Source organism: Shewanella sp. A22 (assembly GCF_053850585.1).
Window position 1 is genome coordinate 12,171 of the sequence record NZ_JBSQBN010000027.1, and the last position, 16,852, is coordinate 29,022.

A 16,852-nucleotide genomic window follows, 5' to 3' on the forward strand; every position below is an offset into this window, starting at 1 on the left:
GGTCCAATGGCTGTACAACAGAATAAAAAATCACGTTCAAAGCGCGGCATGCGTCGTTCACATGATTCATTGAGCACAGCTCAATTATCAGTAGACGCAACTAGCGGTGAATTACATCTACGTCACAATGTGACTGCTGATGGTTTTTACCGCGGTAAAAAGGTTATCAACAAGTAATTTGTTGTTAATCTGATGATAAATCTGACGCTTGCGTTAGATGCGATGGGGGGTGACCATGGCCCCCACGTGACAGTGCCTGCAGCCTTGCAGGCATTGAAATTTCATAGCACCCTCAATATTATTTTGGTTGGTAATCAAACCGAGATAGAAAAATATTTACTTCAAAGTCCTTCTGCTGATTTAGAACGTATCGAAATCGTTCACACCACCGAAGTAGTCACCATGTGTGATAGACCTATTCACGCTTTGCGTTCACGCAAAAACAGTTCAATGAGACTTGCCCTTGAACTCGTACGAGACGGAAAAGCTGCAGCTTGTGTAAGTGCTGGCAATACAGGTGCGTTAATGGCAATGGCCAAGGTTTTGTTAAAAACACTACCGGGCATTGATAGGCCTGCACTTGTGTCTTGTTTACCCGCAATGAGTGGAAAACCGGTTTATTTACTCGACTTAGGTGCAAATGTCTCTTGTGATTCAGAGACCTTATTTCAATTTGCGATTATGGGCTCAGTGTTATGTGAAGCCGTGCATAAAAAAGCACGCCCGAAAGTGGCATTATTGAATGTCGGTATTGAAGAAATTAAAGGTAACGATCAAGTTCAACAAGCCGGACAGCTTTTGCAGCACACAGATCAAGTTAATTATATTGGTTTTGTTGAAGGCGATGAAATTTATACTGGTAATGTTGATGTGATTGTTTGTGACGGTTTTGTGGGCAACATAACCCTCAAAACCTCCGAAGGCATTGCAAAGTTATTAGTGCATCAATTAAAACGCGGTTTAAATGACGGTTTTTTTGTACGTTTACTCTCCAAACTTATCGCTCCTCGTATACAAGCTGTTCTCAGTAAGATGAACCCCGACCACTATAACGGTGCAAGTCTGATAGGATTGCGCGGAATAGTAGTAAAGAGTCATGGTAACGCGGATGAAGCTGCATTTTTACAAGCATTAAATTTAGCAGCAACAGAAGCAAAACGTCGTCTTCCTGAAATGATTAAAGATCGTTTGGAGTCGATTCTTTTAGACATCAATAGCTGATCTCATATATGCATACAAAAATTCTCGGAACAGGTAGCTATCTGCCTGTGCAAGTTCGTAGCAATCAAGATCTCGAAAAAATGGTTGAAACCACTGATCAATGGATTGTAGACAGAACCGGTATTTCTGAGCGGCGCATTGCTGCAACAGACGAATCGGTTTCAACCATGGGTCATCAGGCTGCATTAAAAGCGCTTGAAATGGCCGGTATCGAAGCAAGTGATCTGGATATGATTGTTTGTGGAACCACCAGTGCGTCAAACGCATTTCCTGCAGCAGCATGTGAAATTCAAGCCTTATTGGGCATTAAAAATATTCCAGCCTTTGATATTGCCGCAGCATGCTCTGGTTTTATTTATGCATTATCGGTAGCGGATCAATTTGTTAAAACGGGTGCCGCCAGAAAAGTATTAGTGATTGGCGCAGATGTATTATCACGAATGTGTGATCCTGCAGATCGCTCTACTGTCATATTATTTGGTGATGGTGCCGGTGCCGCCGTTATTGGTGCAAGTGACGCTCCAGGTATTATTGCGACTCACATTTATGCCGATGGCAGCCAAGGGGATTTATTAAAATGCTCTTTCCCTCCTCGTGCTAATGAAAGTTCTGAAGCTGTCGGCTTTATGACAATGAAAGGCAACGATGTGTTTAAGGTTGCGGTAACACAGTTGTCTAATGTGGTCACCGAAACCTTGCGCCTTAATAATGTCGATAAATCAGAAATTGATTGGCTCGTCCCACATCAGGCGAATTTCCGGATTATTAATGCTACAGCCAAAAAATTGAATATGAGCTTAGATAAAGTTGTACTGACGCTAGCAAGGCACGGTAATACGTCTGCCGCCTCGGTGCCTATTGCGCTTGATGAAGCTGTTCGTGATGGCAGAATTCAGCGTGGGCAATTATTATTGCTTGAAGCTTTTGGTGGTGGTTTTGCTTGGGGTAGTGCATTAATTCGTTTTTAAATATTTACATTAATTTTTATACAGGTAAGCGTTTATGAAAAATGTTGCTTTTGTATTTCCTGGTCAAGGTTCACAGGCCGTAGGAATGTTAGCTGAATTGGCTCAATCTAATGACATCATTGGGCAAACTTTTGCCGAAGCCAGTAACGCTTTAGGTTATGATTTATGGGATTTAGTGGCCAATGGTCCCGCTGAGACTTTAAATGAAACAGATAAAACTCAGCCTGCATTACTGACGGCAAGCGTGGCCATTTGGCGTGCATATAAAGCGTCTAACAAACCTATGCCTTCTTTGCTAGCAGGCCATAGTCTTGGGGAGTATTCTGCCCTAGTGTGTGCTGATGTGATTGAATTTGCCGATGCCGTTAAATTAGTTGAACTACGCGGAAAATTAATGCAACAAGCTGTGCCTGCAGGTTCTGGTGCTATGTTTGCTATTATTGGCCTTGATGATGATGCGATTGCACAAGCTTGCGCAGAGTCTGCAGACGGTCATGTGGTCAGCCCTGTTAATTACAACAGCCCTGGTCAAGTGGTTATCGCCGGTGAGAAAGCTGCTGTTGTACGTGCTGCTGCTGCCTGTAAAGCTGCAGGTGCCAAAATGGCCGTTGCGTTACCTGTTAGCGTGCCATCACACTGTGCATTAATGAAGCCTGCGGCAGATGAATTAGCTAAAGCATTGACTGAGATGACATTTTCTCAGCCAACAATTAATGTTGTTAACAATGTTGATGTGGCAATGCCAATCGATGCCAATGCAATTAAAGATGCCTTAGTTCGTCAATTGTATTGTCCAGTACGCTGGAGCGAAACGGTTGAATTTATGACAACACAAGGTGTTACAAAATTAATTGAATGCGGACCAGGTAAAGTATTAACCGGTTTAACAAAAAGAATTAATAAATCGATTTCCGCTCAAGCGGTCAATGATGTTGCTTCATTTGCAACATTAGTCGAATAAAGGAGTTGATATGAGCTTTAGCATTAGTTTAGACGGTAAGGTTGCTCTGGTAACAGGTGCAAGCCGTGGTATTGGTCGTGCGATTGCTGAGTCGCTAGTCCAAGCGGGTGCGATGGTTATTGGGACCGCAACCAGTGAAAAAGGTGCTGCAGCAATTCAAGCGTACTTAGGTGACAAAGGCTTTGGGATGGTGTTAAATGTGACAGACAATCAGTCAGTCGCTGATTTATATAGCCAGATCAAAGAAAAAGCAGGTGAAGTTGATATTCTTATCAATAATGCGGGTATTACACGTGATAATTTATTGATGCGAATGAAAGACGATGAATGGCAAGATATTATCGATACCAATTTGACATCGTTATTTAAATTGTCTAAACCCGTAATGCGATCTATGATGAAAAAACGTTTCGGACGTATAATCAGCATTGGTTCAGTTGTAGGAACAATGGGCAATGCAGGCCAAGTGAATTACTCAGCTGCAAAAGCGGGTTTGATTGGATTTACAAAATCTCTTGCAAGAGAGGTTGCATCTCGTCAAATAACAGTGAATGCTATTGCACCTGGATTTATTCAGACAGATATGACAGATGAGCTGACAGCTGAGCAGCAACAAGCTATTATGTCGCAAGTTCCGATGGAACGATTAGGGCAAGCACAAGAAATTGCCAATGCAGTATTGTTTTTGGCCTCGGATTCAGCCGCTTATATCACAGGTGAAACTTTGCATGTGAATGGCGGTATGTACATGGTTTAAGAGCGATAGGTAGGTAACTACCTTCATTTGAGTCAGTGTTAGTGACAATTCAATGTTAATTTTTGTGGTTAGACCACAAAATCTAAGCTTGCATTGTTATCTAATTCGAATAAACTACTCGCAATCTTACGCAAGTGCGTAATTTGAATAGGAAAGAAAACTAATGAGCAACATCGAAGAACGTGTAAAGAAAATCATCATCGAGCAACTTGGCGTTAAAGAAGAAGACGTTAAATCAGCTGCTTCTTTTGTAGACGATTTAGGTGCGGATTCTCTAGACACTGTTGAATTGGTTATGGCTCTAGAAGAAGAGTTTGATACCGAGATCCCTGACGAAGAAGCTGAAAAGATCACTACTGTTCAAGCAGCGATCGATTACGTTTCAAAGAATCAGTAATCAAGAATTCACAGGAACAGGCGGCATTTATGCCGCCTGTTTTTGTTTAAAGCATTTGTAAACGCTCGTTCCATTTAATTGCATTAGAACATCCTTCCTTAACCTTCTTTATCTATATCGCAATAATGGCTTCGTGGCAGATTTTATTTAAAGGTGAATATCATGTCTAAACGTCGTGTCGTCATCACAGGTCTTGGCCTTGTGACTCCAGTGGGTAATGATGTCGAGTCTTCTTGGAATGCCTTATTAGCTGGTAAGAGTGGTATAGCTCCAATCACTAAGTTTGATGCCAGTGAGTTTGGTACTCGTTTCAGTGGCTCTGTGAAAGATTTTGACGTCGAACAATACCTAAGCAAAAAAGATGCCCGTAAAATGGATTTATTTATCCAATATGGCATGGCTGCAGGCATTCAAGCAGTAAAAGATTCTGGCTTAAATATGAGCCAAGAAAATCCATCTCGTATTGGTACGGCAATTGGTGCAGGCATGGGCGGCATGTGGTTAATTGAGCAAGGCCATTCTGCACTATTAAATGGTGGACCACGTAAGGTATCTCCATTTTTTGTGCCGAGCACCATTATCAATATGATAGCAGGACATTTGTCAATTATGTATGGCATGACTGGTCCTAATTTTGCCGTCACCACAGCTTGTACTACTGGCGTACACAATATTGGCTTTGCTGCTCGTACTATTGCTTATGGTGATGCTGATGTGATGGTTGCCGGTGGTGCTGAAGATGTGACTAGCCCATTAGGCGTAGCAGGTTTTAGCGCCGCGAAAGCATTGTCGACACGTAACGATGACCCAACTGCTGCAAGTCGCCCTTGGGACAAAGACCGTGATGGCTTTGTGATTGGTGATGGCGCAGGCGTGATTGTGATGGAAGAGTACGAACATGCTAAAGCCCGTGGTGCTAAAATCTACGGCGAATTAGCTGGCTTTGGCATGAGTGGCGATGCATTTCACATGACATCACCTCCAAGTGATGGTGCAGGTGCTGCCGCTGCAATGGTTAACGCGATTAATGATGCTCAAATTGAAAAAGAGCAAGTGGGTTATATCAATGCCCATGGCACTTCAACTAATGCAGGCGATAAAGCAGAAGCTGCTGCGGTTAAAGCCGTATTTGGTCCGCACGCTTATGATTTGTTAGTCAGTTCAACTAAGTCAATGACCGGACACTTGTTGGGCGCAGCTGGTGCAATTGAAGCCATTATTACTTTACTTGCACTGCGCGACCAACATGTACCGCCAACCATCAACTTAGATAACCCAGATGAAGGTTGCGACTTAGATTTTGTTGCCCACACTTCACGTCGTCATCAGTTTGATTATGCCTTATGTAATTCATTTGGTTTTGGCGGTACAAACGGCTCGTTATTGTTTAAGAAAGTGGATTAATTGACATCAATTAAAAAAGCGCCTAGTGCGCTTTTTTTGTAACAGTACTCAGTGTATCGTTGATACGATTTAGATGACTTCCGATACACCATCGAATGAATTGGAGGCTTTATGGCCGGTAAAGATAGACAGCTTACATTGCGTTTTTTGGCTGAACCTGCAGATGTCAATTTTGGTGGTAAGGTACACGGTGGGGCAGTCATGAAATGGATTGATTTAGCCGCTTATGCCGCTGCTGCAGGATGGAGCGGTAAATATTGTATAACGGTTTACGCAGGCGGTATCAGGTTTGTAAAGCCTATTTTTGTCGGTAATATTGTTGAAGTAACAGGTAAAGTCATTTATACCGGTACGACTTCGATGCATATTGCCATTGACGTTAAAGCTGGCGATCCGAAGGAGTCAGAACGTCACTTAACCACGCATTGTATTGTGATAATGGTCGCTGTCGACGATGACGGAACGCCGACAACAGTGCCTGAATGGCTCCCACAAACTGCCGATGACATTCGTTTACGTGACGCCGCTTTACGTTTAATGGATATGCGTAAGCGCATTGGGGCTGAAATGGAAGCTCACGTTAAACCTTCAGTTGAATAAATAAGAGGAAATTATGGCTAAGGTAGCATTTATTGGTTTAGGCGTAATGGGGTTCCCCATGGCTGGCCATTTAGTTAAGCAAGGGCATGACGTTACAGTGTATAACCGTACTGAGGCTAAAGCTAAACAGTGGGTAGAACAATATGGCGGCAAGTATGCCGCAACACCAAAAGATGCCGCTAAAGGGCAAGACATTGTCTTTACCTGTGTAGGTAATGACGATGACCTGCGTCAAGTGGTATTAGGTGAACAGGGTGTTGTGCATGGTATGCATGCAGGTTCTATCTTGGTAGACCATACTACGGCGTCTGCGGATGTAGCACGTGAAATTGCCGAACAGATTGAGTCATTTCAGATAGCCTTTATGGATGCGCCTGTTTCAGGTGGTCAAGCCGGGGCTGAAAATGGCGTGTTGACGGTGATGATGGGGGGTGAACAAGCTCATTTTGATACGGTAAAACCGGTTATCGCTGCTTATAGCCGTTGTGCTGAACTGTTAGGTCCTGTAGGAGCTGGCCAGCTAACCAAAATGGTTAATCAAATTTGCATTGCTGGTGTTGTGCAAGGCTTAGCTGAAGGACTCCATTTTGCTAAGAGTGCTGGTTTAGATGGCTTGAAAGTGATTGAAGTCATTAGTAAAGGCGCTGCACAAAGTTGGCAGATGGAAAATCGTTATCAAACCATGTGGCATGGTAAATACGATTTCGGTTTTGCGATAGATTGGATGCGTAAAGATTTAGGTATCGCTCTGGATGAAGCGCGCAGAAACGGTAGTCATTTACCTGTGACAGCATTAGTCGATCAATTTTATTCAGAAGTTCAGGCGATGAAAGGCAACCGTTGGGATACCTCAAGTTTACTGGCTCGTTTAGAGAAGACGCGTAGTTAATATCTATAACATTCGTTTTTTTGGTATTAATGGTTAAGGGCTGTGCAAATAGCGTTATTCAATAAAAACCATCAATTTACATGATGTAGCGCACACATTCCGATTGTTAACACTGCTATTATTGCAGAATCTAAATTAATTTTGCTTAAAGTGGATTGCTAAACTACGTTTATATTGCCAGTCAATAATAGTCTTATATCTATATGTTGATGAGTAATTTCAAAACTAAGTTGTGAGTAAACTACTAAGTAAAGTGTCGTGCTGAAGTGTGCTGATCTGCGTCATATAACAAGAATGCGGACACACACTAAATTGGAGAAATGAATAGTGAACAATAAACTACTAAGCGCATTGTTTGCGGTAGGTTTCGCAGTAATGATGATGTCTTCTACATCATTTGCTGCTGATGAGACCCTCGCAGAGTTTCATGTTGAAATGGGTGGCTGTGAAAACTGTCATGCAGATGGGGAACCATCAACAGATGGCGCATATGAATTCGAACAATGTCAAAGTTGTCATGGTTCACTTGCTGAAATGGACGATAACCATAAGCCCCATGATGGAATGTTGATGTGTGCAGATTGCCATGCACCACATGAAGCCAAAGTAGGTGAAAAGCCAACATGTGATACATGCCATGATGATGGTCGTGTTGCAAAATAAGCTTCTTTAGAAACCTGAAAAATACCGACGTAATGTCGGTATTTTTGTTTCTGAACGTCGAGTTTGTCACTTAACATTAAATGAGTATACCTCTTTATAGGTATTAAAATGTGTTGTATTTCAACCAGATGCGCAACATAATTGCGCAAGGCGTGCACTTTTGTTGCGCAAATGTTGTAACCTTTTATCGTTGTAAATATCCATTTCTATTTAAAATCAGCAAGTTAATTTTCTGGCACAGCTTTCGCAATACCTTACCCATGTAAATAGTCAAAGTGAAAGGGTAGATGTATGCCAGTAGTCCAATCAAGTTGTGCTTATTGTGGTGTCGGATGCGGCGTGAGCGTGTCTTCAAATAAAGCGGATTGGGCGGATGTCGATGTTGCAGATTTAGTACTAGGCGGTGACAACAAGCATCCTGCTAATTATGGTCATTTATGTGCCAAAGGTGAGCGATTACTCGACAGTTTAGCTCAACCCAATGTACTGCGTTACCCCAAACTTCGGTCAGGTATGCCACTTGATTGGGACAAGGCAAACACCTTAATTGCTGATACCTTTGCGCAAACCATTGCAGAACATGGTCCAGATTCAGTCGCACTGTATCTTTCTGGCCAATTACTCACTGAAGATTATTATGTTGCCAACAAGTTTGCTAAAGGCTTTTTAAAAACGGCTAATGTCGATACTAACTCACGGTTGTGTATGTCGTCAGCGGTGAGCGCAATGCAGCGTGCCTTTGGTGAAGATGTTGTTCCTGGATGTTATGACGACCTAGAGCAAGCGGATGTGATTGTACTTGTGGGGGCCAATACTGCTTGGACTCATCCCGTTCTTTTTCAACGAATTCTAGCAGCAAAAAAAGCCAATAATGCTCAGTTAGTGGTGATCGACCCGTTATCAACAGCCACAGCTAAACAAGCTGACTTACATTTAGCCATTAAACCGGGTGCTGATTTAACATTATTTCATGGCTTACTCGGTTACCTAGCAGATCAAAATCGTGTCGACCACGCGTATATTGTTGAACATACAGAAGGCTTTTATACTGTGGTTTTGCAGGCGCAACAATTAAGTGCCAATTTAGCTGAGCTTGCAACGCAAGTCGGCGTATCTGTTACCAAACTGATGCAATTTTATCAACTCGTGACCACCAATAACAAAGTGCTTACGGCATCTTGTCAGGGGGTTAACCAGTCAACTATTGGTACCGATGCAACCAATGCGATGATTAACTGCCACCTCGCGTTAGGGCATATTGGACAAGCAGGTTGCGGTTTTTTTTCGTTAACAGGGCAGCCTAATGCCATGGGCGGTCGTGAGGTTGGTGGGTTGGCCACTCAGTTAGCATGCCATATGGGTTTTTCACAACCGGAGCAGCAGTTATTAGCTGATTTTTGGAAAGTTGATAGTGTTGCGGATCAAAAAGGATTAGCTGCAGTTGAGATGTTTGATGCCCTTGCCGAAGGTAAAATCAAAGCGATTTGGATTATGGGTACCAATCCAGTGGTGTCTTTACCCAACAGTGAAAAAATTGCACGAGCATTAGCAGATTGTCCTTTTGTGGTAGTGTCTGAAATCAGCCCTGATTCTGATACCGCTAAACTTGCTGATGTATTACTCCCCGCACAAGGTTGGTCCGAAAAATGCGGTACCGTCACTAATAGTGAACGCACTATTACTCGTCAACGCGGTTTTATCACAGCCAAAGGGCAAGCTAAACCAGATTGGTGGGCCGTTAGCCAAGTAGCTAACAAAATGGGCTTCGAGGGTTTTGAGTTTGATGACAATGCCAGCATATTTAGCGAATTTGCAGCCCTATCGGCTAAGGTTAAACAGGTTTTTCCAACTAAGGTGTTTGATCTTACTGGGCTAACAGAATTATCCAAAGCACAATATGATGCATTGGCACCGACGCAATGGCCTATTGCTTCAGCAACTCAAATTGGTCAACAAAACGTGCGTGTTTTCGGCCTAAGTGTATTTGCTACTGCAACGGGTAAAGCTCAGTTTGTCGCGCCAGCCGCTAATGTATCGCAGCAATTATTGCCGAATCACACGCTGTTATTAAATACTGGCCGCAGCCGAGATCAGTGGCATACCATGACTCGCACCGGGCATATTGCTAGCCTACGAGCCAGCATTCCAGAACCAATAGTACGCCTGCATTCATCACAACTCAGTGCATTGTCGTTAACAGAAGATGGCTTGGTCCGCATTGAAGCTATTCAAAATCAAATTGAACAAAACTCTGTAGAGACTGCTAACCCTGACCTTATAAACCACGCTTCATTCACGATGGCTCGCGCCGTTGTCGATGATGAAATGCCGACAAATATGGTTTTGATGTCGATGCATTGGTCTGCACAGTTTTCGCTGGCCAAAGGCGTGAATCAAGCATTAGATGCTCGCGTCGACCCAATATCAAAACAACCTGGGTTTAAGTGCCAACCCGTGACATTAACCCCTGTTGAACTTGCGCTGCAAGGTGTGGTTTTTGGTCAACACGACGCTTCTGCTCATGGGCTATGTTGGCAAGTTGCACAAACGCTAGAGAACGGAGTGTGTTATCACATTGGTTTTACCGATACCGATGACGGCTTTGCCTACCAAGCAACAGCGCATTCACTAAAATGGACTTTAACAGTAGATGGTCAACCGTTATACATTCAATGCAATATGGATAATGGATTACTTAAGGCATTAAAAGTGTTGTCTCACACTCAAGTGAATGTGGCCTTAAATCAGATGAATAATTTTATTGGTAAACCTGTCGACAAGCCGTTAATGAAGTTGCTACATCAGCAAATTAAAGCCGGTAATAGCCCGTTAATCTGTGCTTGTACAGGGGTAACCGAAGCGAATATTAATGACGAAATCAATCAACAATTTAACGATCAAGTCATGAGTGACGGTTTTGCGCAAATCAGCTTTGAGCAGGCATTAGAGAGTACTCAGTCATTACTTGGTTGTGGTCGACAATGTGGCAGTTGTCATAGTGAAGTTAGGCAGTGTGCTAAGCAGAGCTGGCAAGATGCCTTATCTTATTGCGAATCATATTCCGACATTGACCATCAACCATCAGTAGCAGAGGACGTAGCCTAATGAAAACAGTAGAAGCAATGATAAAAGGTCGTCAATCTATGAATGCTTTAGGGCATGCCGCAAATGAGTTACACGCAGGTGATGTGGCTATTGTGGGGGCGGGTTGTGGTCAATTGGAATTGATGACGATTAAGGCTGCACGAATAGTTGCCCAAGCAGATGCATTAGTGTTTGATAGCCTTGTGAGCAGCGATATTTTAACGTTGGTGACGCCATCTTGCCAGCGTCACTTTGTGGGTAAACGCTGTGGTCAGCCAAGTATAAAGCAAGACGATATTAATGAATTATTACTGACATTGGCGCAGCAAGGATTAAAAGTGGTGCGCTTAAAGGGTGGCGATCCGCATATTTTTGGTCGAGGTTCAGAAGAAGCGCTTTACCTTGCACAAAATGGTATCCGTTCGCAATTTATTCCTGGCGTTACCGCAGCGTTAGGTTGTGCATCAAGTACCGGCATTCCATTAACGTATCGTGGTATGGCCCGCAGTGTCACGCTGATCACCGGCACCAAAATGACCGATGCCGATAATGCCAATGCTCCAGCCCAGTGGCAAGCATTGTTAGCGGCGCAATCAACATTAGTGTTTTATATGGGTAAAGAACAAGCGGCAAGAATCTCCGTTGGATTACTTGATACACAGTGTGCTGCTGATTTACCTGTGGCATTTGTCACCAATGGTGGTAGACCGAACCAAATTGTCACTTATGCAACGGTTGCTTCTATGACTAACGCCGCGTTAAGCATTAGAGACTCAGGGCCAACATTAATCATTATTGGTGAAGTAGTGAGTGTGGGTCAACAGCTTGGTGCTTTACTCGACGACATTGATTTTGCTTCACCACAACCAGTTGATGAGTATGAGGCACTATATGCCTAAAATTGGCGAGTTAACCCTGACATCAGCCGATGAGTTTGATTTTCGGTTATTGATAAAAGCCTTAGGCAAGGGGGAGAAAGGCTCGCGGGCATTAACTTTTGCTGAGGCATGTTTGCTGCTTGAAGGTTTTGCCAAAGGAAAAGCAACGCGCGCACAAATGGCCAGTGCCATGATGCTCATGCGCGTGCGCGGTGAAACGACTGAAGAAATAGCAGGTATGGTAGCCGGTTTACGTCGCACTGTAGACAAAGATTGGCATTCGCTTGAGGTCGATATCGACTGGCCTGTGTATGCGGGCAAGCGCGAGCAGTTACCTTGGCTTTTACTCGTTGCTAAGTTATTAGCAACACAGGGTGTTCGGGTGATGTTACATGGTGACAGCCAAGCTCTACCTCATCGCCGTCATGTTGAATCATGTTTAGCGTCGCTTAACATTGCCTGTTGTACTACACCCAAAATGGCCAATGTGGCATTACAGTCGGATAATATTGCTTATGTACGCGCAGGTGATTTAGCCCCTGTGTTAGATGAGTGTCGCCAATTGCATCAAGAGTTAGGCCTTCGTAGTTTAATTCAAACTGCAGCGCGTTGTATTAATCCAACCAACGCACCAATAGGCCTTCGCAGTTATTTTCACCCAGGGTTAGATGCAGTACATCAAGGTGTATGTGAGATTTTATTTTCCAATAACGAATATCAGGTCGGCAGCGTGGCAATTTTTAAAGGCTTGCAAGGCGAAACCGAATTGAATCCAAGAGTTGAAACCACGATAAAATTTGTCAACGGGAAAGCTGGTAATGTGGACGTTTCGATCTTAACTATCCCGACATTATTAGAGGGGTTTTCTGGTGCAAAAGTGGGCCAAGCTGAGTTGCCTAGCGACATTCTTGCGCTACTATGGCGCGAAAAAGAGCCTTTATCTACTGAGGCGCTGACGACATTAATGTCGCGCACCATGATTGAGCAAGCGCTTAGCAGTGTTACGACAACGTTGGCTGCAGTGCTGCTATTACTGAGCCGTAAATCAGCTATGACGGAACCCAATACAACTGCAATTATTACAACAGAACAAGCAGTTAATTTAAGCCAACAATGTTGGATAAACCGTTTCAATACAACAGATAGTCCACTAAAACAATGGCGGAATAGGGAGTTGTTATGCGCAGTTTAATATTTTGTGACCCGAGTTTTTCTGCCGTGCCAGTAGTCGATTGTGATGTGGTGCAGTATCAGGCTGGTTTAGCGGCATTTGGACATGTCACTGTGCTGACTTCTGTAAGCCAAGTTGAGCAACGATTACATCAACAAACATTTGATACTTTATTAGTATTATCCGACACATTACACGGCCAAATTCAAAGGTTGATCCAACGTACTTTAACCAATAAGCCGATGGTGATAGTTGTCAATGCCAAAACTTGGCAGCAGACAGCGTTAACCGATTTACTTGATTGTGGCCGCATTACTTTTATCCCAGAGATGTTAACGGTAAATCGATTAACCAGCGTGATAAGTTTAGCTCAAGCGCGTTTTGATGCGGCCAGTAAAACTTTAGCTGAATTTAAGAAATTGGATGATGAAATTCGCCGCATTAAATTGCTCAGTCAAGCAAAATTAATTGTTATGGCGCAAGGATTTGATGAAGCGAAAGCACACCAAATTATTCAACAACAAGCGATGCAAAAAGGGTTGTCTTTGGCACAAATGTCGGCACAAATTATTGCAGTGGCCAGTCCGCAAAAAAGTCAGGTATCAGCAGTCACTTTAGCAATGAGCAAGGATGGTGCGCCTCATGTTGGTGCGGTTATCCCTAAAGTGGACATGCAATCGTAAAAATATAATGGTTGTTGAGTTTTAATTTGTTATTAATCAATCTGTTATGGATTTTTATTTGTTGGCATAGAGCCTGCAACATCACAGTATGATACTGAATGTCGATAATGGTTTTTATCCATTTAGATTCAAACAGTAAAATTTAAAAAAATTGGGATTGTAACTGGCAATGGCGCCAACTCTTTAAGCGGAGTTGGCGCCATTTGTTTTTTTACCGTCCGTGGCATGAAGGAGTAGGATATGGCAGTCTCAAAACCCAAATTAGTGGTCGTCGGTAATGGCATGGTAGGTCATCACTTTATTGAGCAATTGTGCAGTTTAGGACTCAATAAAACGTTTGATGTACATGTGTTTGGAGAAGAGCCGCGTCCAGCCTATGACCGAGTGCAGCTGTCAAAATATTTTGAGACCGGTAGCGCGGATCCATTGATGTTAACCAGTGCGCAAGATTATCAAGATTGGGGCATTACGCTTCACTTGAATACACCTATTACGGCAATTGATATTGCCGCCAAAACGGTGACCAGCGCGCAAGGTGACTATTATTCTTATACCCGTTTAGTACTTGCAACAGGATCATTTCCATTTGTACCACCTATCCAAGGTAACGATCGCGCTCAGTGCTTGGTGTATCGCACCATTGAAGATCTTGAAGCCATTCAAGCTGCTGCGAAAAACAGCCAAGTTGGGGTGGTCGTGGGCGGTGGGCTATTAGGCCTAGAAGCCGCTAATGCCATGATGCAGCTTGGGGTAAAGACTCACGTTGTTGAGTTTGCCCCACAATTGATGCCCGTTCAGCTAAATGATAAAGCGGGTGAATTACTGTGTAGTAAAATCGAACAGCTCGGCGTGAGTGTACATACCTCAAAAGCCACTACAGAGATTATCGACGGTGAAACGGCAATACACCGCATGACCTTTAATGATGAATCGTATCTTGAAACCGACATGATTGTGTTTTCTGCCGGTATTCGCCCACAAGATTCATTAGCACGTATTTCCAATATCAGAATTGGTGAACGTGGCGGCATTGAAATTGACGATTACTGTTTAACCTCTGCGCCCGATGTTTACGCCATTGGTGAGTGTGCGTTATGGCAACAAAAAATATTTGGTTTAGTTGCACCAGGTTACCAAATGGCCCGAGTAGTGGCTTCGCACATTGCCTCTTTAACCTCTGATAGCGTGTCACAGTCATTCACTGGTGCAGACATGAGCACCAAGCTTAAATTACTGGGTGTTGATGTGGCTGCTATTGGTGCTAGCCGAGGTTTTGATAACGCCCAGTTTGTTGAGTTATCTGATAACCAGGCGGGTATTTATAAAAAATTATGGTTAGATGAAACTGGTAAATTTTTGAAAGGGGCAGTGTTAATTGGTGATAACAGCGATTACAGTCGCTTGCTCGATAGCTATTTGTCTCAAGACGAGATTGAAGGTTCTGCGGTTGAGTTATTGCTAGCAGGTGCTGAAAACGAAGCCGATTTAAAAGACACTTCTATTGTGTGTTCTTGTCATCAAGTGACCAAGGGTGACATTGTTGAAGCTGTGACCGCTGGCAATCATAAAATGGCTGAAATCAAATCATGTACTCGTGCAGCATCGGGTTGTGGTGGTTGTGCACCGTTAGTTCAAAAAATTATTGATCAAACCTTACAAGCAGCAGGGCTCGACTTTAATGCTGGGATTTGTGCCCATTTTGAGCATGACCGACAAGCCTTGTATCACTTATGCCAAGTCGAAGGCATTAATGATTTTAATACCTTAATCACTCTGCATGGCAAACCTTCAGCCAGTGGTCACGCCTATGGCTGTGATATTTGCAAACCTGCAGCCGCATCCATATTTGCCAGCCTACAAAATCATTATGTGCTGGATCAAAATTTGGGTCATGTGCAATTGCAAGATACCAATGATGCTTACTTAGGCAACATCCAAAAAGACGGCACTTACTCTATTGTGCCGCGAGTCGCTGGTGGTGAAATCACCCCAACTAAACTTATCGCCATGGGCCAAATTGCTCAAGAATATGACCTCTATACCAAGATAACGGGTGGCCAACGCATTGATATGTTTGGTGCAACCTTGTCGAAGCTACCCGAAATTTGGAAAAAACTCATTGATGCTGGTTTTGAAACCGGCCATGCCTACGGTAAATCATTGCGCACGGTAAAGTCCTGTGTTGGCAGTACTTGGTGCCGTTACGGTGTACAAGATGCAGTTGGTTTCGCTATTGATTTAGAGAACCGCTACAAAGGCTTACGCAGTCCGCATAAATTGAAATTTGCGGTGTCAGGTTGTACTCGAGAGTGTGCAGAAGCACAAAGTAAAGATATTGGCATTATTGCAAGCGACAAAGGTTGGAACTTATATGTGGCCGGCAATGGTGGCATGCGCCCCCGTCATGGTGATTTATTTGCTACCGATTTATCCACTCAAGACCTCTATAAATACATCGATCGTATTTTGATGTTTTATGTCAAAACCGCAGACAAATTGCAGCGTACCTCGACCTGGATGGATTCATTAGAAGGCGGCCTAGCGTATTTAAAATCAGTTGTTATTGATGACGTTTTGGGGATCAACTCGACCTTAGAGCAGCAGATGGACCATATTGCCGCCACATACCAATGTGAGTGGAAAACCAGCCTTGAACAACCGGCCTTTCTGGCGCGCTTCAATGAGTTTGTTAATCCAAGTGATGCGCCAGAAGCAGATACCAGTGCTTACCAGCGAATTCGTGCGCAACGTTTTCCGAGTTTTAAAGACGCAGGGGCAGGAACAATAGCGATTAAAGATATTACAGACGATGTAGCACAACTCGCAGAGGAGGAATTAGCATGAATTGGATAAATGTGTGTAATGAAGCAAGCATGCCAAAAGGCACGGGAATAGCCGCTTGGGTAGCAGGGCGGGCCGTTGCCATTTTTAATTTAGGGGATGACGGTTTATTTGCCCTTGATAACGTTGACCCCGCCAGTGGTGTGAGTTTGCTGGCAAGGGGACTGATTTGTGAAATCGATGGAGAGCTTTGTGTCGCTTCACCGCTTTATAAACAACATTACCGCTTAAATAACGGACGTTGTATTGAAAATGCTGATTTAGTGGTTAAACCATTCGACATTAAAACTGAACAAGGCAATGTGTTTGTCTTGGCTCAGTCATAAAGGAGCCGT

The 16,852-nt window shown here is 43.5% G+C and carries 16 protein-coding genes; all 16 read left to right on the forward strand.

What is annotated here, in order from left to right; genetic code table 11:
• The first annotated feature begins 6 nt into the window (after positions 1-6).
• The 16 genes from rpmF (at position 7) to nirD (ending at position 16,843) form a co-directional block, all read left to right on the forward strand.
• Positions 7-177 carry a 50S ribosomal protein L32 gene (gene rpmF, locus ACWXWT_RS07100; protein ID WP_011636967.1) on the forward strand — a complete coding sequence of 57 codons (171 nt, stop codon included), beginning with the start codon at positions 7-9 and terminating at the stop codon, positions 175-177.
• 15 nt (positions 178-192) lie between these two features.
• Positions 193-1,221, forward strand: a complete 1,029-nt coding sequence (gene plsX / locus ACWXWT_RS07105) for a phosphate acyltransferase PlsX (protein ID WP_456040922.1) — start codon at positions 193-195, stop codon at positions 1,219-1,221.
• Between the two features lie 8 nt (positions 1,222-1,229).
• Positions 1,230-2,189, forward strand: coding sequence for a beta-ketoacyl-ACP synthase III (locus ACWXWT_RS07110; RefSeq protein WP_456040923.1), 960 nt, complete (start codon positions 1,230-1,232; stop codon positions 2,187-2,189).
• 34 nt (positions 2,190-2,223) lie between these two features.
• On the forward strand, positions 2,224-3,150 hold the full coding sequence (gene fabD / locus ACWXWT_RS07115) for an ACP S-malonyltransferase (protein ID WP_456040924.1): 927 nt from the start codon (positions 2,224-2,226) through the stop codon (positions 3,148-3,150).
• 10 nt (positions 3,151-3,160) lie between these two features.
• Positions 3,161-3,907: a 3-oxoacyl-ACP reductase FabG gene (gene fabG, locus ACWXWT_RS07120; protein ID WP_456040925.1), complete on the forward strand. Its 747-nt coding sequence runs from the start codon at positions 3,161-3,163 to the stop codon at positions 3,905-3,907.
• 163 nt (positions 3,908-4,070) lie between these two features.
• Entirely contained in the window at positions 4,071-4,304 is a 234-nt protein-coding gene (acpP, locus tag ACWXWT_RS07125; protein WP_011496723.1) for an acyl carrier protein, read from the forward strand.
• A 162-nt stretch (positions 4,305-4,466) separates the two neighbouring features.
• Entirely contained in the window at positions 4,467-5,708 is a 1,242-nt protein-coding gene (gene fabF / locus ACWXWT_RS07130) for a beta-ketoacyl-ACP synthase II (RefSeq protein WP_456040926.1), read from the forward strand.
• A 111-nt stretch (positions 5,709-5,819) separates the two neighbouring features.
• The gene (locus tag ACWXWT_RS07135) at positions 5,820-6,308 is read left to right on the forward strand and encodes an acyl-CoA thioesterase (protein ID WP_456040927.1); all 489 of its coding nucleotides are present in this window, start codon (positions 5,820-5,822) and stop codon (positions 6,306-6,308) included.
• A gap of 13 nt (positions 6,309-6,321) precedes the next feature.
• Positions 6,322-7,197, forward strand: coding sequence for an NAD(P)-dependent oxidoreductase (locus tag ACWXWT_RS07140; RefSeq protein ID WP_456040928.1), 876 nt, complete (start codon positions 6,322-6,324; stop codon positions 7,195-7,197).
• Between the two features lie 327 nt (positions 7,198-7,524).
• Positions 7,525-7,860: a tetraheme c-type cytochrome CctA gene (cctA, locus tag ACWXWT_RS07145; protein ID WP_456040929.1), complete on the forward strand. Its 336-nt coding sequence runs from the start codon at positions 7,525-7,527 to the stop codon at positions 7,858-7,860.
• A gap of 291 nt (positions 7,861-8,151) precedes the next feature.
• Positions 8,152-10,965, forward strand: a complete 2,814-nt coding sequence (locus ACWXWT_RS07150) for a nitrate reductase (protein ID WP_456040930.1) — start codon at positions 8,152-8,154, stop codon at positions 10,963-10,965.
• Positions 10,965-11,843 carry a uroporphyrinogen-III C-methyltransferase gene (cobA, locus tag ACWXWT_RS07155; protein WP_456040931.1) on the forward strand — a complete coding sequence of 293 codons (879 nt, stop codon included), beginning with the start codon at positions 10,965-10,967 and terminating at the stop codon, positions 11,841-11,843. The genes ACWXWT_RS07150 and cobA overlap by 1 nt, the downstream gene beginning before the upstream one ends.
• Positions 11,836-13,014, forward strand: a complete 1,179-nt coding sequence (locus tag ACWXWT_RS07160) for a glycosyl transferase (RefSeq protein WP_456040932.1) — start codon at positions 11,836-11,838, stop codon at positions 13,012-13,014. Before cobA ends, ACWXWT_RS07160 begins: the two co-directional genes overlap by 8 nt.
• Positions 13,002-13,676, forward strand: a complete 675-nt coding sequence (locus tag ACWXWT_RS07165; RefSeq protein ID WP_456040933.1) for an ANTAR domain-containing response regulator — start codon at positions 13,002-13,004, stop codon at positions 13,674-13,676. Before ACWXWT_RS07160 ends, ACWXWT_RS07165 begins: the two co-directional genes overlap by 13 nt.
• Before the next feature lie 240 nt (positions 13,677-13,916).
• Complete coding sequence (gene nirB, locus ACWXWT_RS07170; RefSeq protein ID WP_456040934.1) at positions 13,917-16,520, forward strand: nitrite reductase large subunit NirB; 2,604 nt, start codon at positions 13,917-13,919, stop codon at positions 16,518-16,520.
• Positions 16,517-16,843 carry a nitrite reductase small subunit NirD gene (gene nirD, locus ACWXWT_RS07175; RefSeq protein WP_456040935.1) on the forward strand — a complete coding sequence of 109 codons (327 nt, stop codon included), beginning with the start codon at positions 16,517-16,519 and terminating at the stop codon, positions 16,841-16,843. Before nirB ends, nirD begins: the two co-directional genes overlap by 4 nt.
• Positions 16,844-16,852: the final 9 nt, after the last annotated feature.

What these genes read in the sequence shown, in the direction of transcription:
- nirB (WP_456040934.1), top strand. Translation starts at nt 13,917, where the DNA reads ATGGCAGTCTCAAAACCCAAATTAGTGGTCGTCGGTAATGGCATGGTA.
- ACWXWT_RS07150 (WP_456040930.1), top strand. Translation starts at nt 8,152, where the DNA reads ATGCCAGTAGTCCAATCAAGTTGTGCTTATTGTGGTGTCGGATGCGGC.
- fabG (WP_456040925.1), top strand. Translation starts at nt 3,161, where the DNA reads ATGAGCTTTAGCATTAGTTTAGACGGTAAGGTTGCTCTGGTAACAGGT.
- plsX (WP_456040922.1), top strand. Translation starts at nt 193, where the DNA reads ATGATAAATCTGACGCTTGCGTTAGATGCGATGGGGGGTGACCATGGC.
- ACWXWT_RS07160 (WP_456040932.1), top strand. Translation starts at nt 11,836, where the DNA reads ATGCCTAAAATTGGCGAGTTAACCCTGACATCAGCCGATGAGTTTGAT.
- fabF (WP_456040926.1), top strand. Translation starts at nt 4,467, where the DNA reads ATGTCTAAACGTCGTGTCGTCATCACAGGTCTTGGCCTTGTGACTCCA.
- cobA (WP_456040931.1), top strand. Translation starts at nt 10,965, where the DNA reads ATGAAAACAGTAGAAGCAATGATAAAAGGTCGTCAATCTATGAATGCT.
- fabD (WP_456040924.1), top strand. Translation starts at nt 2,224, where the DNA reads ATGAAAAATGTTGCTTTTGTATTTCCTGGTCAAGGTTCACAGGCCGTA.
- nirD (WP_456040935.1), top strand. Translation starts at nt 16,517, where the DNA reads ATGAATTGGATAAATGTGTGTAATGAAGCAAGCATGCCAAAAGGCACG.
- ACWXWT_RS07135 (WP_456040927.1), top strand. Translation starts at nt 5,820, where the DNA reads ATGGCCGGTAAAGATAGACAGCTTACATTGCGTTTTTTGGCTGAACCT.
- ACWXWT_RS07110 (WP_456040923.1), top strand. Translation starts at nt 1,230, where the DNA reads ATGCATACAAAAATTCTCGGAACAGGTAGCTATCTGCCTGTGCAAGTT.
- acpP (WP_011496723.1), top strand. Translation starts at nt 4,071, where the DNA reads ATGAGCAACATCGAAGAACGTGTAAAGAAAATCATCATCGAGCAACTT.
- ACWXWT_RS07140 (WP_456040928.1), top strand. Translation starts at nt 6,322, where the DNA reads ATGGCTAAGGTAGCATTTATTGGTTTAGGCGTAATGGGGTTCCCCATG.
- rpmF (WP_011636967.1), top strand. Translation starts at nt 7, where the DNA reads ATGGCTGTACAACAGAATAAAAAATCACGTTCAAAGCGCGGCATGCGT.
- ACWXWT_RS07165 (WP_456040933.1), top strand. Translation starts at nt 13,002, where the DNA reads ATGCGCAGTTTAATATTTTGTGACCCGAGTTTTTCTGCCGTGCCAGTA.